The organism is Blastococcus sp. SYSU D00820, from assembly GCF_054050695.1.
Genome location: NZ_JBJGZW010000009.1, coordinates 65,028 through 86,232 on the forward strand (window position 1 = coordinate 65,028; position 21,205 = coordinate 86,232).

The 21,205-nt window shown below is 75.5% G+C and carries 18 protein-coding genes; 14 read left to right on the top strand and 4 right to left on the bottom strand.

The features are described from left to right. Positions 1-25 precede the first annotated feature (25 nt). The 9 genes from ACI79R_RS11735 to hpf all read left to right on the top strand — a co-directional run bounded on the left by ACI79R_RS11735 (position 26) and on the right by hpf (position 11,518). On the top strand, positions 26-1,768 hold the full coding sequence (locus ACI79R_RS11735) for a glycerol-3-phosphate dehydrogenase/oxidase (protein WP_456573800.1): 1,743 nt from the start codon (positions 26-28) through the stop codon (positions 1,766-1,768). A gap of 28 nt (positions 1,769-1,796) precedes the next feature. Further along, positions 1,797-3,011: a mannose-6-phosphate isomerase, class I gene (manA, locus tag ACI79R_RS11740; protein WP_456573801.1), complete on the top strand. Its 1,215-nt coding sequence runs from the start codon at positions 1,797-1,799 to the stop codon at positions 3,009-3,011. A 121-nt stretch (positions 3,012-3,132) separates the two neighbouring features. After that, positions 3,133-3,972, top strand: a complete 840-nt coding sequence (locus ACI79R_RS11745; RefSeq protein ID WP_456573802.1) for a GmrSD restriction endonuclease domain-containing protein — start codon at positions 3,133-3,135, stop codon at positions 3,970-3,972. 155 nt (positions 3,973-4,127) lie between these two features. After that, complete coding sequence (ahcY, locus tag ACI79R_RS11750) at positions 4,128-5,612, top strand: adenosylhomocysteinase (RefSeq protein WP_456573803.1); 1,485 nt, start codon at positions 4,128-4,130, stop codon at positions 5,610-5,612. Positions 5,613-5,752: 140 nt separating this feature from the next. Then, positions 5,753-6,469 (top strand): MtrAB system response regulator MtrA, encoded by a 717-nt coding sequence (gene mtrA / locus ACI79R_RS11755; protein WP_456573804.1) that lies wholly within the window; start codon positions 5,753-5,755, stop codon positions 6,467-6,469. Between the two features lie 19 nt (positions 6,470-6,488). Beyond that, entirely contained in the window at positions 6,489-8,213 is a 1,725-nt protein-coding gene (mtrB, locus tag ACI79R_RS11760) for an MtrAB system histidine kinase MtrB (protein ID WP_456573805.1), read from the top strand. Further along, positions 8,210-9,931: an LpqB family beta-propeller domain-containing protein gene (locus ACI79R_RS11765; RefSeq protein ID WP_456573806.1), complete on the top strand. Its 1,722-nt coding sequence runs from the start codon at positions 8,210-8,212 to the stop codon at positions 9,929-9,931. Before mtrB ends, ACI79R_RS11765 begins: the two co-directional genes overlap by 4 nt. A gap of 60 nt (positions 9,932-9,991) precedes the next feature. Further along, the gene (locus ACI79R_RS11770) at positions 9,992-10,795 is read left to right on the top strand and encodes a ComF family protein (RefSeq protein WP_456573807.1); all 804 of its coding nucleotides are present in this window, start codon (positions 9,992-9,994) and stop codon (positions 10,793-10,795) included. A gap of 36 nt (positions 10,796-10,831) precedes the next feature. Then, positions 10,832-11,518: a ribosome hibernation-promoting factor, HPF/YfiA family gene (hpf, locus tag ACI79R_RS11775; protein ID WP_456573808.1), complete on the top strand. Its 687-nt coding sequence runs from the start codon at positions 10,832-10,834 to the stop codon at positions 11,516-11,518. Between the two features lie 187 nt (positions 11,519-11,705). Here hpf and ACI79R_RS11780 read toward each other — a convergent pair whose 3' ends face one another. Then, positions 11,706-12,098: a TIGR03618 family F420-dependent PPOX class oxidoreductase gene (locus ACI79R_RS11780; protein ID WP_456573809.1), complete on the bottom strand. Its 393-nt coding sequence runs from the start codon at positions 12,096-12,098 to the stop codon at positions 11,706-11,708. Positions 12,099-12,168: 70 nt separating this feature from the next. On the opposite strand from ACI79R_RS11780, the gene secA reads away from it, so the two are divergent. After that, positions 12,169-15,186: a preprotein translocase subunit SecA gene (gene secA, locus ACI79R_RS11785; protein ID WP_456573810.1), complete on the top strand. Its 3,018-nt coding sequence runs from the start codon at positions 12,169-12,171 to the stop codon at positions 15,184-15,186. A 67-nt stretch (positions 15,187-15,253) separates the two neighbouring features. Here secA and ACI79R_RS11790 read toward each other — a convergent pair whose 3' ends face one another. Both ACI79R_RS11790 and ACI79R_RS11795 read right to left on the bottom strand, forming a co-directional pair. Beyond that, positions 15,254-15,811: an Rv3235 family protein gene (locus ACI79R_RS11790; protein ID WP_456573811.1), complete on the bottom strand. Its 558-nt coding sequence runs from the start codon at positions 15,809-15,811 to the stop codon at positions 15,254-15,256. A 48-nt stretch (positions 15,812-15,859) separates the two neighbouring features. Then, positions 15,860-16,525 carry a LysM peptidoglycan-binding domain-containing protein gene (locus ACI79R_RS11795; protein ID WP_456573812.1) on the bottom strand — a complete coding sequence of 222 codons (666 nt, stop codon included), beginning with the start codon at positions 16,523-16,525 and terminating at the stop codon, positions 15,860-15,862. A gap of 85 nt (positions 16,526-16,610) precedes the next feature. Here ACI79R_RS11795 and ACI79R_RS11800 point away from each other — a divergent pair, with 85 nt between their 5' ends. Continuing rightward, on the top strand, positions 16,611-17,177 hold the full coding sequence (locus ACI79R_RS11800; protein WP_456573813.1) for a hypothetical protein: 567 nt from the start codon (positions 16,611-16,613) through the stop codon (positions 17,175-17,177). 19 nt (positions 17,178-17,196) lie between these two features. Here ACI79R_RS11800 and ACI79R_RS11805 read toward each other — a convergent pair whose 3' ends face one another. After that, the gene (locus tag ACI79R_RS11805) at positions 17,197-17,439 is read right to left on the bottom strand and encodes a helix-turn-helix domain-containing protein (RefSeq protein ID WP_456573814.1); all 243 of its coding nucleotides are present in this window, start codon (positions 17,437-17,439) and stop codon (positions 17,197-17,199) included. A gap of 192 nt (positions 17,440-17,631) precedes the next feature. Between ACI79R_RS11805 and ACI79R_RS11810 the strand changes: the two genes are divergently transcribed. The 3 genes from ACI79R_RS11810 to ACI79R_RS11820 all read left to right on the top strand — a co-directional run bounded on the left by ACI79R_RS11810 (position 17,632) and on the right by ACI79R_RS11820 (position 21,202). Then, complete coding sequence (locus tag ACI79R_RS11810; RefSeq protein WP_456573815.1) at positions 17,632-18,441, top strand: SAF domain-containing protein; 810 nt, start codon at positions 17,632-17,634, stop codon at positions 18,439-18,441. Further along, on the top strand, positions 18,441-19,733 hold the full coding sequence (locus ACI79R_RS11815; protein WP_456573816.1) for an AAA family ATPase: 1,293 nt from the start codon (positions 18,441-18,443) through the stop codon (positions 19,731-19,733). Before ACI79R_RS11810 ends, ACI79R_RS11815 begins: the two co-directional genes overlap by 1 nt. An 83-nt stretch (positions 19,734-19,816) precedes the next feature. After that, the gene (locus tag ACI79R_RS11820) at positions 19,817-21,202 is read left to right on the top strand and encodes a WS/DGAT/MGAT family O-acyltransferase (protein ID WP_456573817.1); all 1,386 of its coding nucleotides are present in this window, start codon (positions 19,817-19,819) and stop codon (positions 21,200-21,202) included. The last annotated feature ends 3 nt before the right edge of the window (positions 21,203-21,205 follow it).

Genomic DNA, 21,205 nt, shown 5'->3' on the forward strand with positions numbered 1-21,205 from the left:
CCGGGGCTGCGGGCAGAGTGGGGGCATGAGCCGCACCCAGCTCTCCCCGGAACGACGACGGGCCGACCGTGCCCGGCTGGCCCGCGAGACCGTCGACGTGCTCGTCATCGGGGGTGGCGTCACCGGCGCCGGGGCCGCCCTCGACGCGGCCAGCCGCGGCCTGCGCGTGGGCCTGCTGGAGGCCCGCGACTGGGCGGCGGGCACCTCCAGCCGGTCGAGCAAGCTGGTGCACGGGGGCCTCCGTTACCTGGAGCAGCTGGCGTTCCCCCTGGTCCGGGAGGCGCTGCACGAGCGCGCCCGGCTGGTCGGCACGATCGCGCCCCACCTGGTGCGGCCCCTGCCGTTCCTCCTCCCGCTCACCGCGCCGGCCTGGCAGCGGGCCTACTACGGCGCCGGGGTCGCGCTCTACGACGTGCTGGGCGCCGCGCTCGACGCCGACCGGGGCATCCCCACGCACCGGCACCTGTCCCGCCGGGCGACGCTGGCGGAGTTCCCCGGGCTGCGCCGCGACGCCGTGGTCGGTGCGATCCGCTACTGGGACGCCCAGGTCGACGACGCCCGGCACACGCTGGCCGTCGTCCGCACCGCCGCCGGCTACGGCGCGCGGGTGCTCTCCAGCGCCCGGGTCACGGGCCTGCTGCGGGACGGCACCGGGCCGCAGGCCCCGGTCACCGGCGTGCGGGTCGCCGACCTGACCGACGGCTCGTCGTTCGAGGTGCGGGCGCGCAGCGTGGTCGCCGCGACGGGTGTCTGGAGCGACGACGTGGGGGAGATGCTCGGTGCCTCCGCGCCGAGCCTGCGGGTGCGCGCCTCCAAGGGCGTGCACCTGGTGGTGCCGCGCTCGGCCATCGACGGCGGGCGCGGGGAGGACCGCGCGGGGCTGATCCTCCGGACGCCCACGAGCGTGCTGTTCGTCATCCCGTGGGGCGAGCAGTGGATCGTGGGCACCACCGACACCCCGTGGCGGCTGGACCGCGACCACCCCGCGGCCAGCAGCGCCGACATCGGCTACCTGCTCGACCAGGTGAACCGGGTGCTCACCCGGCCCCTGACCGCCGACCAGGTGCTCGGCGTGTACGCCGGCCTGCGGCCGCTGCTGGCCGGCGAGGCCGACCAGACCAGCCGGCTGTCGCGCGAGCACGCCGTCGTGACGCCGGTGCCCGGGCTGGTGCTCGTGGCCGGTGGCAAGTACACGACCTACCGGGTGATGGCCGCCGACGCCGTCGACGCCGCGGTGCGGGGTCTGCCCGGCGTGCCGGCGTCCCGGACCGCGCACCTGCCGCTGGTCGGCGCGCACCGCTGGACCGCCGTCCGGGACAGCGCGCCGCTGCTCGCGGAGTCCTCGGGCCTGGGCGTCGACGTCGTCGACCGGCTGCTGCACCGGCACGGGGACCGGGTCGGCGACGTCCTGGCCATCGCGCGGCGGGAGCCGGCGCTGGCCCGGCCGCTGCCCGGGGCGCCGGCCCACCTGGCGGCCGAGGTGGTGCACGCGGTGACCGCCGAGGGGGCCCTGCACCTGGACGACGTGCTGACCCGGCGCACCCGGGTGTCGATCACCACCCCGTCGCGCGGCACGGAGAGCGCGCCGGCGGTCGCCGCGCTCATGGCCGGCGTGCTCGGCTGGGACGCCGAGCGCACCGACCGGGAGATCGCCCACTACGCCGCCCGGGTCGAGGCCGAGCGGGAGTCGCAGCGGATGCCGGACGACCGGACGGCGGACGCCGCGCGCCTGGGGGCGCCGGACGTGCGGGCCGGCGCGACGGCCTGACCCCCGCGGGCGAGGTGTGGCGGGCGGCATGGCTGTATCGCGCAACCCGCCAGTAGCCTCGACGCCGATGTGGCAGCTGACCAGTTCCGTCCGGTTCTACCCCTGGGGCAGCCGCACCCTCATCCCCGAGCTGCTCGGCCAGCCGTCGCCCGCTGAGCTGCCGCACGCCGAGCTGTGGGTCGGCGCCCACCCCGACGAGCCCAGCCTGCTGGCCGACGGCCGGCCGCTGGACCGCGCGATCGCCGCGGACCCGGAGCGGCTGCTCGGACCGCCGGTGGTCGAGCGCTTCGGCCCCCGCCTGCCGTTCCTGATGAAGGTGCTCGCCGCCGAGACCCCGCTGTCGCTGCAGGCGCACCCGACCAACGAGCAGGCCGAGGCCGGCTACGCCGCGGAGGAGGCCGCCGGGGTTCCGCGCGACGACCCGACGCGCACGTTCAAGGACCCGTGGCACAAGCCGGAGCTGCTGCTCGCGCTGACCACGTTCGAGGCCCTGTGCGGGTTCCGCCCGGTCGAGGAGTCGCTGCACTGCCTGGCCAAGCTGCAGCTGCCGGAGCTCAAGCCGACCATCGCCGCGCTCGCCCGCGGCGGCCTGCGCGCGGCGATCCCGCAGCTGCTGGCGCTGTCGGGCAAGCGGCGCACCCACCTGGTGGAGGTCGTGGCGCAGCGGGCCGCCCAGTTCGTCGCCGCGCACGACCCGGAGTTCATCAACACCTACCGGTGGGCCGCGACGCTGGCCGAGTCCCACCCCGGCGACCCCGGCGTGGTCATCTCGCTGATGTGCAACCACCTCAAGCTGGCGCCGGGGGAGGCGGTGTTCCTGCCCGCCGGCAACCTGCACGCCTACCTGTGCGGCGCCGGCGTCGAGGTCATGGCCAGCTCGGACAACGTGCTGCGCGGCGGGCTGACCAACAAGCACGTCGACCTCGCGGCGCTGATCGAGGTGCTCGACTTCTCCGACGGCAAGGTCCCGGTCATCCACCCGGTGCTGGGCCCCGGTGGCCTGCGCTACCCCGTGCCGGTCGAGGACTTCGACCTCACCCGCTGCCAGCTGGGCGGTTCGGCCGGCAGCCTCACCACGGCCGGGCCGCAGGTGCTGCTCTGCACCGAGGGCACCGCGGTGCTCGAGGCGCCCGAGGGCGAGCTGGTGCTGGAGCGGGGACAGGCGGCGTTCGTGCCGGCCGGCGGGCCGGTGTCGGCCCGGGGCCCGGCGGTGCTCTACCGCGCGACGACGAACCTGCGCTGAGCGCCGCGGGGGGCGTGTCGCGCCCGCGGCGGGCCGGTCGCCGGACGTAGCGTCGGGCGGTCCAGCCGGCTCGGTGGGGGAGGTCTGCGCCGTGCGCACCCGTGCACCGCGCCGGGGAGTCGTGGCACTCCTCGTCGCGATCGCCGTGGGCCCGGCCGCCTGCACCCTCCCGGGCGACGACGAGCCGTCGACCGGCGCGGGCATGGACACCGCCGCGGCCGGCAGCGCCCTGGAGGCGCTGGGCGCCATCGAGGTCAAGGGCCGCGCGCCCCGGACCGGCTACGAGCGGGACCGCTACGGCTCCGGCTGGGTGGACACCGACCGCAACGGCTGCGACACCCGCAACGACGTGCTCGCCCGCGACCTCACCGGCGAGGTGTTCGAGCCGGGCACGCACGACTGCGTCGTCCTCTCCGGCACGCTGGCCGATCCCTACTCCGGGCGCACCATCGCCTTCCAGCGCGGCCAGGACACCAGCGACGACGTGCAGATCGACCACGTCGTCGCGCTGTCGGACTCGTGGCAGAAGGGCGCGCAGGGCTGGGACGAGGAGACCCGCATCCGCTTCGCCAACGACCCGCTGAACCTGCTCGCCGTCGACGGCTCCCTGAACACGCAGAAGGGGGACGGCGACGCGGCCACCTGGCTGCCGCCCGACACCGGCTACCGCTGCGCCTACGTGGCCCGCCAGGTCGCGGTCAAGCTGACCTACGGCCTCTGGATGACCGCCGCCGAGCACGACGCGATCGCCGGCATCCTGGCCGGCTGCCCCGACGAGCCGCTGCCCGGGGGCGTGGCCGTCGCCGAGCCGGCGGCGGCGCCGACGGCCGAGGCCGCGCCGCTCACCTACGCCGACTGCGGCGAGGTCCGCGCCGCCGGCGCGGCGCCGATCCGGCGCGGCGATCCCGGCTGGAGCGACCGGTTCGACGGCGACGGGGACGGCGTGGGCTGCGAGTCCTGACCGGCCGGGCCCGTGACAGGGGCGGCCCGGTGGCCCGGGTGACGTAGCATGGCTCCCGGCACGAGCCCCGCCGAAGCCTCGGCATGCTCGCTCTTCCATCAAGCGACCGACCAGACCCTGGTCCCGCGGTGGGCCGGGCCGTTCCCTGGAGCGACATGACCGCCAGCACTGGCACGCGCGTACTGACCGACGGCGACTTCAAGGTCGCCGACCTCTCCCTCGCCGGCTTCGGCCGCAAGGAGATCCGCCTCGCCGAGCACGAGATGCCCGGCCTGATGGCGCTGCGCGCCGAGTACGGCGACGAGCAGCCGCTGGCCGGCGCCCGCATCGCCGGCTCCCTGCACATGACCGTGCAGACCGCCGTCCTCATCGAGACGCTGACCGCGCTGGGCGCCGACGTCCGCTGGGTCAGCTGCAACATCTTCTCCACCCAGGACCACGCCGCCGCCGCCATCGTCGTCGGCGACGGCACCCCCGAGCAGCCGACCGGCGTGCCGGTGTTCGCCTGGAAGGGCGAGTCGCTGCCCGAGTACTGGTGGTGCACCCAGCGGCTGTTCGAGTTCCGCGACGAGGACGGCGCCATCGTCGGCCCGAACATGCTGCTCGACGACGGCGGCGACGCCACCCTGCTGGTGCACCTCGGCACCCGGTTCGAGGCCGAGGGTGCCGTGCCGGACACCACCGAGAGCGACTCCGAGGAGTACGGCGTCATCCTCGACGTGCTGCGCGGCACGCTGGCCGAGGACGGGCAGTACTGGACCCGCATCGGCCAGGGCATCCGCGGCGTCACCGAGGAGACGACGACCGGCGTCATGCGGCTCTACGAGCTCGCCCGCGACGGCCGGCTGCTGTTCCCGGCGATCAACGTCAACGACTCGGTCACCAAGAGCAAGTTCGACAACCTCTACGGCTGCCGGCACTCGCTCATCGACGGCATCAACCGCGCCACGGACGTGATGATCGGCGGCAAGGTCGCCGTCGTCTGCGGCTACGGCGACGTCGGCAAGGGTTGCGCGGAGTCGCTGCGCGGCCAGGGCGCCCGCGTGATCGTCACCGAGATCGACCCGATCTGCGCGCTGCAGGCGGCGATGCACGGCTACGAGGTGACCACCCTCGACGAGGTCATCGGCAAGGCCGACATCATCATCACGGCCACCGGCAACAAGGACATCATCACCGCCGAGCAGCTGGCCCGGACCAAGCACCAGGCGATCATCGGCAACATCGGGCACTTCGACAACGAGATCGACATGGCCGGCCTGGCCCGCACCCCGGGCATCGAGCGGACCACCATCAAGCCGCAGGTCGACGAGTGGCGGTTCGAGGACGGCCACACGATCATCGTCCTCTCCGAGGGCCGGCTGCTGAACCTCGGCAACGCCACCGGGCACCCCAGCTTCGTCATGAGCGCCTCGTTCTCGAACCAGGTGCTCGCCCAGATCGAGCTGTGGACCAACCAGGCCGCCTACGAGGGCAAGACCCCCACCGTCACCGTGCTGCCGAAGAAGCTCGACGAGCACGTGGCCCGGCTGCACCTCGACGCGCTCGGCGTGAAGCTCACCGAGCTGAACAAGGTGCAGGCCGACTACATCGGCGTCCCGGTCGAGGGTCCGTACAAGAGCGACCACTACCGCTACTGAGAGAGGACCCTCCTGCCGCCCGCAGCGGGGGCGCCGTTCCCGTAGCTGACCGCCATTCGCGCGCGAATGGCGGTCAGCAGGGGCACTCGTCCGGGGCTTCCCGGGCGGGTGCCCCGACTTCTGGGCGCCGACAGCGCAGAATGGGCGCCGTGCCACCCACCGCACCGCAGAACGGGCCCAGTCGCGGCCGTGTCCTCGTCGTCGACGACGACGCCGCCCTCGCCGAGATGCTCGGCATCGTGCTGCGCCGTGAGGGCTACGAACCGGCGTTCGTCTCCGACGGCAACCGCGCGGTGGGGGTCTTCCAGCAGACCCGGCCCGACATCGTGCTCCTGGACCTGATGCTGCCCGGCCGCAACGGCCTGCAGATCTGCCAGGACATCCGCACCCAGTCGACCGTGCCGATCGTGATGCTGACCGCCAAGGGCGACACCATCGACGTCGTCCAGGGGCTGGAGGCCGGCGCCGACGACTACGTCACCAAGCCGTTCAAGCCCGTCGAGCTGGTCGCCCGCGTGCGCGCGCAGCTGCGCCGCGGCGAGACCGGGCAGGCGGAGAACCTGTCGATCGGCGACGTGCAGATCGACGTCCCGGCCCACCAGGTCAGCCGGGACGGCGTGCCGATCGCCCTCACGCCGCTGGAGTTCGACCTGCTCGTGGCCCTGGCCCGCAAGCCGCGCCAGGTGTTCACCCGCGAACTGCTGCTCGAGCAGGTGTGGGGCTACCGGCACGCCGCGGACACCCGACTGGTCAACGTCCACGTGCAGCGGCTGAGGGCCAAGATCGAGCGCGACCCCGAGCGCCCGGAGATCGTGCTGACGGTGCGCGGCGTCGGCTACAAGGCCGGGCCCCCGTGACGCGGAGGAGCCCGCGGCGGTGACCGTCCGTCCCGCCCCACCGGCGGCGCCGTCCGCGCCTCCGGCGGCTCCGGGCCCGGCGCCGGACGGCCCCCGCAGCGCCCGCGCCCGCGCGGAGCTGCGGCGGCTGCGCCGGGGCCTGCGCCGGCGGGGTGTGCGCACCCGCCGGCGGCTGCGCGGCCTGGTCTCCCTCGCCGTGCACGCCTGGCGCTCGTCGCTGCACGTGCGGATCGGCGCCATCACGATGGTCGTCGCCGGCACCGTCGTGGTGATCGTCAGCATGGTGCTGTTCAGCCAGATCCGCGACCAGTTGCTGTCGGTCAAGCGGCAGGCCGCCGTCGACCAGGCGCTGGCGGGGGTGCTCTACGCGCAGAACGAGGTCGCGGGCATCGCCACCGGCGACGCGGCCGGGGTGCGCTCGACGCTCAACCGGACCGTGCAGCAGCTCAAGACGCGCTCCGGCTCGGCCGGCGACTTCGACGTCGTCATGGTCTACCGCAGCGGCGACACCGAGCGGACCGCCACCAGCCGGCGCTACGTCTACCCGGCGCTGCCGGCGGCGCTGCGTGCCGGCGTCGACTCCGGCGCACCGTTCAGCCAGTACGCCCTGGTGCCCGACCGCTCCGGCGAGCCGCGGCCCACCCTGCTCATCGGCGCGCCGGTGCCCGGGGACCCGTCGGCCGACGAGCAGATCGAGCTGTACTACGCCTTTCCCCTCGACCAGGAGGAGGAGAGCCTCGCGCTGATCCGCAGCACCGTGGTGATCAGCGGGATCGCGCTGACCCTCTTCGTCGTCGGCATCGGGGTGCTGGTCACCCGGCTGGTCGTCGACCCCGTGCGGCGCGCCGCGGGCACCGCGCAGCGGCTGGCCGAGGGCCAGCTCGAGGAGCGGATGGCGGTGCGCGGCGAGGACGACCTCGCCCGGCTGGCCACCAGCTTCAACGCGATGGCCGACAGCCTGCAGCGGCAGATCACCCAGCTCGAGACCCTCTCCCAGCTGCAGCAGCGGTTCACCTCCGACGTCAGCCACGAGCTGCGGACGCCGCTGACCACGGTGCAGATGGCCGCCGACGTCCTGCACGAGTCGCGCGGCGACTTCCCCGCGCACGTCGCCCGCTCCGCCGAGCTGCTGCACACCGAGCTGGACCGGTTCGAGCGGCTGCTGTCGGACCTGCTGGAGATCAGCCGCTACGACGCCGGCGCCGCCGTCCTGGAGTGGGAGCCCACCGACCTCGGTGCCCTGGTGCAGCGGGTGGTCGCCGCCATGGAGTCGCTGGCGACCATGCACGGCTGCGAGTTCGTCGTCCGCGGGCCCAGCGAGAAGGTCATCGCCGAGGTGGACGGCCGGCGGGTGGAGCGGATCCTGCGCAACCTCGTCGGCAATGCCATCGAGCACGGGGCCGGCCGGCCGGTCGAGGTCACCTGGGCGGCCAACCGGGTCGCCGCGGCGGTCACCGTCCGCGACTCCGGCGTGGGGCTGAGCCCCGCGGAGGCCCAGCACGTGTTCGACCGGTTCTGGCGGGCCGACCCCTCGCGGGTGCGGACCGTCGGCGGCAGCGGGCTGGGGCTGTCGATCAGCCTCGAGGACGCCCGCCTGCACGGCGGCTGGCTGCAGGTGTGGGGCCAGCCCGGTGTCGGCGCGCAGTTCCGGCTCACCCTGCCGCTGACCGCCGGTGCGGAGCTGACCAGCTCGCCGCTGCCGCTGCGGCCGGCGATCGTCCGGCGGCCGGGGAGCCCGCGATGACCCGCCGGACGCTGCCCGTCGTGCTGCTCGCGCTGATCGCGCTGGTGGCCGGGTGCTCCACCGTGCCCAGCAGCTCGGCGACCGTGCAGATCACCCAGGCCCCCAGCCGCCCGGACGCCGACGTCGGCATCGAGCCGCTGGAGCCGGAGATCGGCGCGACGCCGGAGGAGATCGTGCGCGGCTTCCTCGACGCCGCGGCCAGCGCGGTGCGCCGGCACCCCGTCGCGCGCCAGCACCTCACCCCCGAGGCGGCTGAGAGCTGGTCGGACGAGACCGGCATCACCGTGCTCGGCGCGGACTACGCGACCGTCACCATCGACGCCGGCACCGTCGCCGTCACCGCCGACCTGATCGGCACCGTCGACCCGCGCGGGGTGTTCACGGTGGGCGGCCAGGCCGTCTACACGACCGAGTTCACCCTCCAGCAGGTCGACGGCGAGTGGCGGATCACCAACCCGCCCGACGGCCTGCTCATGTTCGAGCCGGACTTCGAGCGGCTGTACGAGCAGCGCGCGGTCTACTTCGTCGACCCCAGCGGGCAGCGGGTGGTGCCCGATCCGCGCTACGTGATCACGGGGGAATCCCAGCCGACCGCGCTGGTCGAGCGGCTGCTGGCCGGACCCTCGGCCTCGCTGTCCGCGGGCGTGCGCAACGCGCTGGCCGGCCTCGCGCTGCGCCGCGCGGTGACCGCGTCGGCCTCGACGATCAGCGTCGACCTCACCGGTGTCGGTGGGCTGCCGCCCAACCAGCTCTCCGAGCTCAGCGCCCAGCTGGTCTGGACGCTCGACCAGCTCGCCGTCCCGACCGTCGAGGTGCTGGTCGACGGCGAGCCGCTGGCGCTCGAGGGGGTGCCGGCCCAGCAGACGGTCGACGACTGGTCCTCCTTCGACCCCGAGGCGGCCCCGGTCGGCGCGGTCGGCCACTACCTCGACAACGGCGCGCTGCGCACCGTCGACGGTCAGCCGGCCCCGGGCCCGGCGGGCACCGGCGGCTACGGGCTGACCTCCGCCGCCGTGTCCGCCGACGTCCGCACCGGCGAGCTGACCTCGATGGTCGGCACCGCCACGGTCGACGGGCAGGCCGCCCTGCTGGCCGGGCCCTACGGCGGCGACCTCGCACCGGTCATCACCGGCGCCGGCTCGCTGAGCGTGCCGACGGTGGCCGCCACCCGGGCGGAGTTCTGGGTGGTCCGGGACGGCGCGGCCGTCGTCCGGGTGCCCTCGGGCGGGGGCACGCCGCAGGCGGTGACCGCCCCGACGCTGGAGGGGCTGGGCCGCGCGACGGTGCTGCAGCTGTCGCCCGACGGCGTGCGCGCCGCGGTCGTCGTCGAGGCGCAGGGCGAGGCCGGGCTGTACGTCGGCACCGTCGTGCGCTCCGAGGAGGGGCCGGTCGCGCTGCGCGACCTGCGGGACGTCGCCCCGACGCTGTCGCAGGTGGCCGACGTGGCCTGGGAGTCGGCCGACCGGCTGCTCGTGCTCGCCGGCGACGCCTCGGAGGACCGGATCGTGCCCTACGAGGTCGGCGTCGACGGGTGGGGGCTGACGCCGGTGCCGACGTCGGGCCTGCCCGGGCAGCCCACCGCGATCGCCGCGGCCCCCGGCCAGCCGCCGCTGGTGAGCTCCGACCGGACCATCTGGCAGCAGGTCGGGGGCACCTGGGTGACGCTGATCCGCGGGCAGCAGCCGCTGCCCGGCACGGAGCCGCTCTACCCGGCCTGAGCCGTCCACAGGCTGACCAGCGGAGCCCCGGGCGGGGCGCCGGCGGGGCAGGGTGGGCCGGTGGTCGCCGTCCGGGAGCTGGTGCTCGCGCTCGCCGACCTCGTGCTCCCGCGGACCTGCGCCGGCTGCGGGCTGCCCGGTGCCCGGCTCTGCCGGGCGTGCGCGCGGCTCCTCGCGGCACCGCACGTGGCCTCCCCACGCCGGTTCCCGCCCGGCTTCCCGCCGACCGCGGCCGCCGCGGTGTACGCCGGCCCGGTCCGGCCGGTGGTCAACGCGTTCAAGGAGCACGGCCGCGCCGAGCTCGCCGGGCCGCTCGGTGCCGCGCTGGCGCTGGCGGTCACCGCGGTCCGCGCCGCGGTGCCGCCGCCGCGGCACCGGGCGCCGGTCGTGCTCGTGCCGCTGCCGAGCACCCGGGCCGCGCTGCGCGCCCGGGGCCGGGACCACGTCGCCGAGCTCGCCCGCGCCGCCGTGGCCGAGCTGCGCGCGGCCGGCGTGCCCGCCACGGCCGCCCGGCTGCTGCGCCGGCGCGGGCGGGTGCAGGACTCCGCCGGGCTGTCGACCGCGCAGCGGCGGGCCAACCTGGCGGGCACCTTCGCCCTGGCCGACCGGCGGCCGCGGGTGCCTCCCGGCGCGCTGCTGGTGGTGGTCGACGACGTGGTCACCAGCGGGGCGACGCTCACCGAGGCGGCCGCCGTCCTGAGCGCGACACGCCGGGACGGCGACACGCCGGTGCTGGCCGCGGTGCTGGCCGCGACGCCCCGCCGGCCGACTGCGCGAGCCGACCTGCGTTCTTCCCGGGACCGTTCCGCGGTGGCTCCGGGGGGGCTCCTCGGTCAACTGTCGGGACCGGGGGGAGGGGACTAGCGTTCAACCGATCACACCCGACGAACGGGAGGTCTCATGGAGATCGTGGTCCGTGGCCGCAACGTCGAAGTGCCCGATCATTTCCGCCTACACGTCGAGGACAAGGTCGGCGCGCTCGAACGCTTCGACGGGAAGCTCAGCCGGATCGACGTCGAGTTGTTCCACGAGAAGAACCCACGCCAGTCGGCGAACTGCCAGCGCGTGGAGATCACCCTGCGGGGCAAGGGCCCCGTCGTCCGGGCCGAGGCCTGTGCACCGGACTTCTACGCCGCACTGGACCTCGCAAGCGGCAAGCTCGACAACCGCCTGCGCCGCGCGGCCGACCGCCGCCGTGTGCACCACGGGCGGCGGACGCCGCCCAGCGTCCGGCTCGCCGGCAACACCGCGGAGCCGATCGCGCTCGGTGTCCTCGACACCGCCCCCCTGGAGCACGACCCGGCCGACGGGCCGCTCGTCACCGATCTCGACGAGCACCTCCCCGGCCGCATCGTGCGGGAGAAGCACCACCCGGCGACTCCCATGACCGTCGACCAGGCCCTCCACGAGATGGAACTGGTCGGCCACGACTTCTTCCTGTTCCAGTGCGCCGACACCGGCCGGCCGACGGTCGTCTACCGCCGGCACGCCTACGACTACGGCCTCATCCGGCTGGTCGAGGAGCCCGCCGAAGGCGAGGGCCGGCACGCCGCCGTCCCCGCCGAGGCCGCCGCCGTCCCGCGCTGACGCCCTCCGCGGCCGGTGGGGGCCGATCGTCCCCACCGGCCGCGCCCGGGCGCTCAGTCCCCGGCCACCCGGCCGAAGAGCACCGCGTCCGCCCGGCCGCCGTCCCGGCGGGCCCGGCCCGACCGGACGACGCCCTCCGCACGAAGCGCCCTGAGCGTGCGACGGGTGGGGAGGACGGGGTCCTCCGTCAGACGTTGCCCAGGGCCCGGTCGACCGAGATCTCGATGACCACGCGCGCCGGGTTCTCCCGCGGCTGGCGGTAGCGCCGCGCGTAGCGCTGCTCGGCGTCGGCCACCGCGGCCGCGTCGTCGCGGACCACCGCCGTCCCCTCGAGGGTCAGCCAGTGCCGGCCCTCCACCTGGCACACCGCGACGCGGGCCTGCCCGGCGCGCACGTGCCGGGCCTTCGCCGAGGTCCCCGAGGTGATCACGCGCGCGGTGCGCGTCGCCGCGTCGTAGGTGAAGCCCACCGGGACGACGTGCGGGCTGCCGTCGGCGCGCAGCGTGGTCAGCGTCGCGAGGTGGCGCTCGGTGAGGAAGGTGAGGAAGCCGGGGCCAGGGGTGTCCAGGTCGAGCGCCACGGCGCGAGGTTACGGCGGCCGGCTGCGTGGACCGGCGACCCGGCCAGCAGAGCCGCCTACGCTGGGGTACGTGGTGTTCTCCAGAATCCTCCGAGCCGGTGAGGGCAAGATCCTCCGGCGACTGAACAAGATCGCCGATGCGGTCGAGTCGCTGGCCGACGACGTCTCCGACCTCACCGACGCCGAACTGCGGGCCAAGACCGACGAGTTCAAGGAGCGCTACGCCGACGGGGAGACCCTCGACGAGCTGCTCCCGGAGGCGTTCGCCGTCGTCCGGGAGGCCGCCACGCGCACCCTGGGGCAGCGGCACTACCGGGTGCAGATCATGGGCGGCGCCGCGCTGCACCTGGGCAACATCGCCGAGATGCGCACCGGTGAGGGCAAGACCCTCGTCGGCACGCTGCCGGCCTACCTCAACGCCCTCTCCGGCGACGGCGTGCACGTGGTCACGGTCAACGACTACCTGGCCAAGCGCGACGCCGAGTGGATGGGCCGGGTGCACCGGTTCCTCGGGCTGTCGGTCGGCGTCATCCTCTCCGGCGAGCGCCCGGCGCACCGCCGCGAGCAGTACGCCTGCGACATCACCTACGGCACGAACAACGAGTTCGGCTTCGACTACCTGCGCGACAACATGGCCTGGAGCAAGGCCGACCTGGTCCAGCGCGGGCACAACTACGCGATCGTCGACGAGGTCGACTCGATCCTCATCGACGAGGCCCGCACCCCGCTGATCATCAGCGGCCCCGCCGAGTCCGCCGGCAAGTGGTACACCGAGTTCGCGCGGATCGTCCCGCTGATGAAGCGCGACGTGCACTACGAGGTGGAGGAGGCCAAGCGCACGGTCGCCGTCACCGAGGAGGGCGTCGAGTTCGTCGAGGACCAGCTCGGCATCGACAACCTCTACGAGGCGGTCAACTCCCCGCTGATCAGCTACCTGAACAACGCGCTGAAGGCCAAGGAGCTCTACCACCGCGACCAGCAGTACATCGTCACCAACGGCGAGGTGCTGATCGTCGACGAGTTCACCGGCCGCGTGCTCAGCGGCCGGCGCTACAACGAGGGCATGCACCAGGCCATCGAGGCCAAGGAGAAGGTGCAGATCAAGGACGAGAACCAGACCCTCGCCACGATCACGCTGCAGAACTACTTCCGGCTCTACGACAAGCTCTCCGGGATGACCGGTACCGCCCAGACCGAGGCGGCCGAGCTCTCGCAGACCTACAAGCTGGGCGTCGTCCCGATCCCGACGAACAAGCCGATGGTGCGGCTGGACCGTCCCGACGTCATCTACAAGACGGAGAAGGCGAAGTTCGAGGCCGTCATCGAGGACATCGCCGAGCGGCACGAGGCGGGCCAGCCGGTGCTGGTGGGCACGGCCAGCGTCGAGAAGTCCGAGGTGCTCTCCAAGTACCTGCTGCGCCGCGGCATCCCGCACGAGGTGCTCAACGCGAAGAACCACGCCCGTGAGGCGCACATCGTCGCCGCGGCCGGCCGGGTCGGCGCGGTCACGGTGGCCACCAACATGGCCGGTCGTGGCACCGACATCCAGCTCGGCGGCAACCCGGAGTTCATCGCCGACGAGGCGCTGCGCGCCCGCGGGCTGACCCCCACGGAGACGCCGGAGGAGTACGAGGCGGCCTGGGACGACGCCCTCGCCGAGGCCAAGGAGCAGGTCAAGGCCGAGCACGAGGAGGTCGCCGAGGCCGGCGGGCTCTACGTGCTGGGCACCGAGCGGCACGAGAGCCGCCGGATCGACAACCAGCTGCGCGGCCGCTCGGGCCGGCAGGGCGACCCCGGGGAGTCGCGGTTCTACCTCTCCCTGGGCGACGACCTGATGCGCCGGTTCAACGGCCCGATGCTCGAGTCGATGATGAACACGCTGCGCGTCCCCGACGACCAGCCGATCGAGTCGAAGATGGTCAGCCGGGCGATCCGCTCGGCGCAGACGCAGGTCGAGCAGCAGAACTTCGAGGTCCGCAAGGACGTCCTGAAGTACGACGAGGTGCTCAACCGCCAGCGCACCGTCATCTACGACGAGCGCCGCAAGATCCTCGACGGGCTGGACCTCGCCGACCAGGTGCAGTCGATGCTGGACGACGTCGTCGGTGCCTACGTCGACGGCGCGACCGAGACCGGCTACGCCGAGGACTGGGACCTCGACCAGCTGTGGACCGGGCTCAAGGCGCTGTACCCCGTCGGCCTGGACCGCGACGACCTGCTCGACCGGGTCGCCGACGGCGACCAGTCGGCGCTCACCGCCGACGTGCTCAAGCGCGAGCTGATCGAGGACGTGCACGCGGCGTACGAGACCCGCGAGCAGACCCTCGGCGCCGAGGTGATGCGCGAGCTCGAGCGGCGGGTGCTGCTCTCGGTGCTCGACCGCAAGTGGCGCGAGCACCTCTACGAGATGGACTACCTCCGGGCGGGCATCCACCTGCGCGCGATGGCCAACCGCGACCCCGTCGTGGAGTACCAGCGCGAGGGCTACGACATGTTCAACGCGATGCTCGACGGCATCAAGGAGGAGTCGGTCGGCTTCCTGTTCAACCTGGAGGTCAAGACCAAGGAGCAGCAGGAGGAGGAGGCCCGCGCCAAGCAGGCCGAGGCCGAGGCCAAGGCGCTGGCCGCCGCGCAGGAGGGGACGGCGCGGGTGCTGGCCCGCCAGCAGGCCGCCGCGGCTGCCGCCAACGGCGGCGGTGCGGCACCCGCCGCACCGGCCGCACCCGCGAAGCCGGCGTCCCTGAGCAAGGGGGCTCCGGCCCCGGCCGCCCGCCGGTCGACCACCGGGCCGGGCAAGAAGGCCGCGCCCGCCCGCGCGGCGGCCGCGCCTGCTCCGGTCGCCGAGCCGGCCGCCTCGCCGTCGGGCACCGGACCGGAGCTGTCGGTCAAGGGCCTGGACACCCCTCGGCGGTCGACCGAGGAGCTCAGCTACTCGGCGCCCAGCCTCGACGCCTCGCCCAAGGAGGGTGGCGCGGCCAAGGCGGCGAAGACCGCGACGGTCACCGGGTCCAAGGAGCCGGCGCGCAACTCCCCGTGCCCCTGCGGCTCGGGCAAGAAGTACAAGTTCTGCCACGGGGCGGCCCGGTAGCCAGGTCGGTCCCGACCGCGCCCCCGCCGGCCTTCGCCGGCGGGGGCGCAGTCCGTTCCGGGGGCGGTCAGCCGATCTGCAGGGCGGTGCACCGCCACCGGCCGTCGAGCCCCTCGAGGCGGGCGGCGACGGCGTGCGCCCGGCCGCCGCGCCGGGCCACGGCGCTGACCTCGGCGACGCCGTCCACCGGCTCGCACACGTGCACCGGGCCGAGCAGCAGCGGAGCGGTACCGGCTGCGCACCACTGCGGGCGGCGGCCGCCGCTCAGGGCGGCGTAGACGCCGGGTGCGGTCAGGGACCGCACCTGCGTCAGCGGGCGCCGGCCGGCCAGCGCCTCCAGGGTGAGCGTCAGCACCTGGCGGCCGGCCACCCGGGGATCCGGGAGGTCCGACCGGGTGGACCAGGACGGGCCGCTGTCGTCGGCGACGGCACGCCGCCGGGCCGGTGGGGTGGGGCGGGGCCCCGGCCGGTAGGCCGGCCGCGGCGGCACCCGCGTCCGGTCGACGAGGGGCAGGGCCGGCCCCTCGACCAGCGGGGGCTGCGGGGTCGGCACGACGACCAGCCGGAGCCCGCCGGGGGCGGGAGCGGGGACGGTGGGCGGCGCGGGCGACGGGGTCGCGGTCATTCCGGGCTCCGGGGGACGGGTCGGTCGGGGTGTCGGGGCGGTGGCCGGTCAGGGCGGGGCGCGCAGCACCTGTCCGGGGTGCAGCAGGTCGGGATCGGGGCCGATGACGTCGGCGTTGGCCCGCCACCAGGTGTCGACCGCCGCGGCGATCTCGGCCGGCCCGGGCTCGGCGCCGGTCCGGTCGCGCAGCCAGGTGGCGGCGAGGTCCCAGAGGCAGTCGCCGCGGACGACGACGTGCTCCCCGGCCGCGGCGGCGGGCCAGTCGGGCGCGCCCGCCATGGATGCGGGCCAGTCGGGCACCGCGGCGGGAGCCGGTGCCGGCAGGTCGGCGGCGGCGACGCTGACCTCGGTCGCCGGCGGCGCGGTGCACCCGGCCAGCACCGGGGCGCCCAGGCCGAGCCCCAGGGCGAGGGCGGCCGCCTGCCGGGCGGTGGCGGGCAGCAGGAGGCGGCCGAGCAGCCGGCCCAGCGCGCCGACCGCGCCGGGGGCCGCGGAGAGTGCGGTCAGCCCCAGGCCGAGCACACCCCAGCCCCACGCCAGCCAGGCCAGCACGGCGACCAGCGTGAGCAGCGCCGTCTCGGCCCCGGCCGCGTCGACGGCCTCCTGCAGCCCGGCGCCGGTGGCCAGCCAGCGCAGGTCAGGGGTGCCCGCGGCGAGGGCGACCGCGGCAGCGGCCATCCCGCCGGTGGTGCACAGCAGCCGGCGCAGCGACACGGACGACTCCTCTCGGGGACGGACGCCCACTACAGCAAGCAAACGTCACCAAACGCAAGCGTGGCTGTGGATTAGGCTCCGGCGCATGCGCTGGCAGCGGCTGTTCGCGGACCTCCAGGCCGAGTTCGAGGCCGCGGAGGAGTCGGCCGAGCGCGCCGAGGCGCCGTCCCGCGAGCGGGAGGCGGCCGGCGCCGTCCGGCTGGTCGAGCGCCTCGGCGGTGCCGTGGGTGCGCAGGTCGCCCTGCGCTGCCGCGGCGCGGGCGAGGTGCGGGGCGTGCTCACCGAGGTGGGGGTGGACTGGCTCCTGCTGGCGGAGGAGACCGGTCGCGAGCTGCTCGTCGCCACGGCCGGGGTGCTCACCGCCGGCGGGCTGCTCCGGGCGACCGCCGTGCCGGCCGACGGCGTGGTGCGGCAGCGGCTGGACCTGCGGTGGGCGGTGCGCGGACTGGCCCGCGACCGCAGCGGCGTGCAGGTCGTGCTCGAGGACGGGACGGCGCTGACCGGCACCGTGGACCGGGTCGGCGCCGACTTCCTCGAACTGGCCGAGCACCCGGCGGGGGAGCCGCGACGCCCGGCTGCGGTGCGCGGTGTGCGGGCGGTGGCGCTGGCCGCGGTGATCGCGGTGCGCCGGCTGGACGTGGACCCGGTCTGACCGCGGAGCCGACCGGGGGTCAGCTGCCGGCGACCTCCGCGTCGTCGGCCTCGGCGAGGTCGGGCACGGGGGTCTCGCGGGCCTCGGCGTACTTCTGCTGGATGAAGCGCTCGAGCTCGTCGACCTCGACCCGCCACTGACCCCGGCCGCCGATCTGGATGGCGATCAGCTCCCGGCGCCGGACGAGCGCGTACACCTGCCGCCACGAGACGTTGAGGATCTCCGCCACGTCGTTGAGCGTGAGGAAGCGCGGTGAGGGCATGGGCTGGTCTCCGTCCGGTCCCGGCCAGTCTGGCAGGACCCGCGCGGGACCCGGGTGACGTGCCCACCCGAACGTGTGGACAACCAGTGCACGTATCCGTGCCGGTGCCGCATCATCTGCGTCCGAGCGTCGCCGTCCGGCGGCGGAGCGTGGAACCCGGCGAGCTGACCGGGGTGGACGGGGAGGCGCGGCGTGGTCGACCTGCGGACCGCTCCCGGCAGCGGCGCGGCGACGACCGCAGGGACGCCGCCGACCCGGGGACCGGTGCCCCGCCGGGTGCGCCCGCCCCGGTGGCTGGACCTGCGGCTGGTGCTGGGCGTGCTGCTCGTCCTGGGCTCGGTGCTGCTCGGCGCGCGGGTGGTGACCGCGGCGGATGCCACGGTGCCGGTGTGGTCGGCCGCCGTGGACCTGGCCGCCGGAACGGTGCTCGAGCCCGGTGACCTCGTCGCTGTCGACGTCCGCCTGGACGACGCCGCCGGGGCCTACCTCGCCACCAGCACGCAGCCCGAGGGCCGCACCCTCGGCCGCGCGGTGCGCGCCGGGGAGCTGCTGCCGCGGTCGGCGCTCGAGGAGCCGGCCGAGCTGGTGCAGGTGGCCCTGCCGGTGCAGGCCGGCTACGCCCCGCCGGGGCTGGCGCGCGGGCAGGTGGTCGACGTCTACGCGGTGGCCGATCCGGCGGCCGGCGCGACGGGCACCGCCGACGGCACCGTGGCGCTGGTGGTGGGTGCCGCGCCCGTGCAGGCGGTGTCCGGCCGGGCCGACGGAGTGCTCTCCAGCGCGACGACGACGGTGCAGGTCGTGGTGTCCGTGGCGGCGGACGAGGCGCCGGACGTGCTGGCGGCGATCGGCGGCCGGCCGCTGGTCGTGGTCGTGCACGACTCCGTGGAGGGCGCGGCGCCGTCGGCGGGCAGCGTTCCGTCGGGCAGCGTTCCGTCGGGCAGCGTTCCGTCGAGCAGCGCGCCGCCCGGCTCCGCCCCGGCGACCGCGGAGCCCACGGGCTGATGGCGCTGCAGGTCTTCACCGCCGTGACCGGCGCCCCCTGGGAGTCGGCCCTCGTCGGCGCCCTGGACCGGGACGACCACGGGGTGACCGTGGTCCGCCGGTGCGTCGACGTCCCCGAGCTGCTGGCCGCCGCGTCGACCGGCACGGGCCAGGCGGCCCTGCTCTCGGCCGACCTCCGCCGGCTGGACGGTGACGCGGTGGCCCGGCTGGCCGCGGCCGGCGTCGCGGTCGTCGGGCTGGTCGACGCCGGTGATCCGCGCGCCGCCGAGCGGCTGCAGGCCATCGGGGTGACCCACGTGCTGGCCGCCGACGCCGAGCCGGCGCAGATCGCCGCCGCCCTGCGCGCCGCGGTGGCGGGCGGCCCGGCGGCCGGCCACGACGTCGCGGATCCGCGGGCGGCGCTGCCCGGAGCCACCGCCCCAGCTGCCGCGCGCTCCGCCGGTTCCGGGGCCGGCCGGGTCGTCGCCGTGTGGGGGCCGACCGGTGCACCCGGGCGCACCACCGTGGCGGTAGGCCTGGCCGACGAGGCCGCCCGGCTCGGTGTGCCGACGCTGCTGGTGGACGCCGACGTGTACGGCGGCGTCGTGGCGCAGGTCCTCGGCCTGCTGGACGAGTCGCCCGGGCTGGCCGCTGCGGCACGGCTGGCCGCGGCCGGCTCCCTCGACGCCGCTGCGCTCGCCCGGCTGGCCTGGGCGGTGCGGCCCGACCTCGCCGTGCTGACCGGCCTGGCGCGGGCCGACCGCTGGCCGGAGCTGCGCCCGCGCGCGGTCGCCGCCGTGCTGGAGGAGGCGCGGCGGTCGGCCGACCTGGTCGTCGTCGACTGCGGCTTCAACCTGGAGGAGGACGAGGAGCTGTCCTTCGACACGGCTGCCCCGCGGCGCAACGGCGCGACGCTCACCGTCCTGGAGGCCGCCGACGAGGTGGTGTGCGTCAGCGGCGCCGATCCGGTCGCCCTGCAGCGCAGCATCCGGGCGCTGGGCGAGCTGCGGGAGGTGCTGCCCGACGTGGCGCCGGTGCTCGTGGTCAACCAGGTGCGGCGCGGCCCGGTGCCAGGGGATCCGCAGCGGGAGATCGCCGGGGCCCTGGAGCGGTTCGCCGGGCAGGAGGTGCGGGCGTTCCTGCCCGCCGACCGGGCCGCCACCGACGCGGCGCTGGCCGCCGGCCGGACGCTCGCCGAGGTCGCTCCCGGATCGCCGCTGCGCACCGGCCTGCGGGCACTGGCCGCTGCCCTCAGCGGGGTGCCGGAGCCCGTCCGGCGGCGCGGGGTGCGCGGCCGCCGTCGCGCCGGATGAGCGCCGGCGAGGAGCCGCTCGCCGGCGGATGGGGCCGGTCGCCGTCCCGACGTAGCGTGAGGGACCCGATCCGGAGGAGACCGATGCTCGAGCGGCTGACCCCCATGGACGCGTCGTTCCTCTACCTCGAGGAGCCGGACAGCCCGATGCACGTGTCGGGCGTCCTCGTGCTGGAGCGGCCGGAGGGTGGGCTGGAGGCGCTCGCCGCGCTCGTCGAGGCCCGGCTGCCGCTGGTGCCGCGGTACCGGCAGCGGGTGCTCGAGGTGCCGGGGCACCTGGCCGACCCCGTGTGGGCCGACGACCCGCACGTCGACGTGGCCTACCACGTGCGGCGGTCGGCCGTGCCGCGGCCGGGCACCGAGGAGCAGCTCCTGGAGCTGGTCTCGCGGGTCACCTCCCGCCCGCTGGACCGCAGTCGCCCGCTCTGGGAGGTGTACCTGGTCGAGGGCATGGCCGACGGCCGGGTCGCGGTCATCACCAAGACCCACCCGGCGCTGGTCGACGGGCTCGGCGCGGTGGACATCGGCCAGGTGCTGCTCGACCCGTCGCCGGACGTCGTCCTGCCGGAGCCGCCCGAGCCGTGGGCACCCCGCCGCCTGCCCACCGGCGCGGAACTGGTGCGCACGGCGCTGCAGGAGTACGTGCAGCGCCCGTCCGCGGCGGTGACCACGCTCCGCTCGGCGGTGACCGACGTCCGCTCGACCGCCGCCCGGCTCACCGGCGCCGCGGGGGCGGCCGCCCGGGCGGTCCGCTCGGCGGTCTTCCCGGCGCCGCACAGCCCGCTCAACGCGACCAGCGGCCGGCAGCGCCGGGTCGCCGTCGCCCGGGTGGAGCTCGACGACCTGAAGGCGGTGCGCAAGGCGCACGGCGGCACGATCAACGACGTCCTGCTCACGCTGGTCACCGGCGCCCTGCGCGACTGGCTGCTGTCCCGGGGGGAGGCGGTGCTCGGCTCCACGTCGTTGCGCGCGCTGGTGCCGGTGTCGGTGCAGGACGACGAGGACGAGGAGCCGGGCAGCCGGGTGTCGAGCTACCTCGTCGACCTGCCCGTGGGCGAGCCCAATCCGCGGGTGCGGCTGGCCCGGCTCAGCTACGCGATGCGCGGGGTGGCGCACTCGGGGAGGTCGGTCGCGGCCGAGACGCTCATCGCGCTCACCGGTTTCGCCCCGCCGACGCTGCACGCGCTGGGTGCCCGCGCCGCCCGAGGCCTCTCCCAGCGGATGTTCAACCTGGTGGTCACCAACGTGCCCGGACCGCAGGTGCCGCTCTACGCGGCGGGCGCGCGGATGGACGAGGTCTTCCCGGTGGTGCCGCTGGTGCGCGGGCAGGGCCTGGCGATCGGGATGACCAGTTACGACGGCCGGGTCTTCATCAGCCTCAACGGCGACCGGGACACCGTCGGCGACGTGGGCCTGCTCGCCGACCTCATCGAGGAGGAGATCGGCGAGCTGGTGCAGACCGCCCGCTGACCC

Bases quoted from the DNA above. Each gene is read 5' to 3' on its own strand.
- ACI79R_RS11735 (WP_456573800.1), top strand. From the start codon at position 26: ATGAGCCGCACCCAGCTCTCCCCGGAACGACGACGGGCCGACCGTGCC.
- manA (WP_456573801.1), top strand. From the start codon at position 1,797: ATGGCTGTATCGCGCAACCCGCCAGTAGCCTCGACGCCGATGTGGCAG.
- ahcY (WP_456573803.1), top strand. From the start codon at position 4,128: ATGACCGCCAGCACTGGCACGCGCGTACTGACCGACGGCGACTTCAAG.
- mtrA (WP_456573804.1), top strand. From the start codon at position 5,753: ATGGGCGCCGTGCCACCCACCGCACCGCAGAACGGGCCCAGTCGCGGC.
- ACI79R_RS11765 (WP_456573806.1), top strand. From the start codon at position 8,210: ATGACCCGCCGGACGCTGCCCGTCGTGCTGCTCGCGCTGATCGCGCTG.
- hpf (WP_456573808.1), top strand. From the start codon at position 10,832: ATGGAGATCGTGGTCCGTGGCCGCAACGTCGAAGTGCCCGATCATTTC.
- ACI79R_RS11790 (WP_456573811.1), bottom strand. From the start codon at position 15,811: ATGACCGCGACCCCGTCGCCCGCGCCGCCCACCGTCCCCGCTCCCGCC.
- ACI79R_RS11800 (WP_456573813.1), top strand. From the start codon at position 16,611: ATGCGCTGGCAGCGGCTGTTCGCGGACCTCCAGGCCGAGTTCGAGGCC.
- ACI79R_RS11805 (WP_456573814.1), bottom strand. From the start codon at position 17,439: ATGCCCTCACCGCGCTTCCTCACGCTCAACGACGTGGCGGAGATCCTC.
- ACI79R_RS11815 (WP_456573816.1), top strand. From the start codon at position 18,441: ATGGCGCTGCAGGTCTTCACCGCCGTGACCGGCGCCCCCTGGGAGTCG.
- ACI79R_RS11820 (WP_456573817.1), top strand. From the start codon at position 19,817: ATGCTCGAGCGGCTGACCCCCATGGACGCGTCGTTCCTCTACCTCGAG.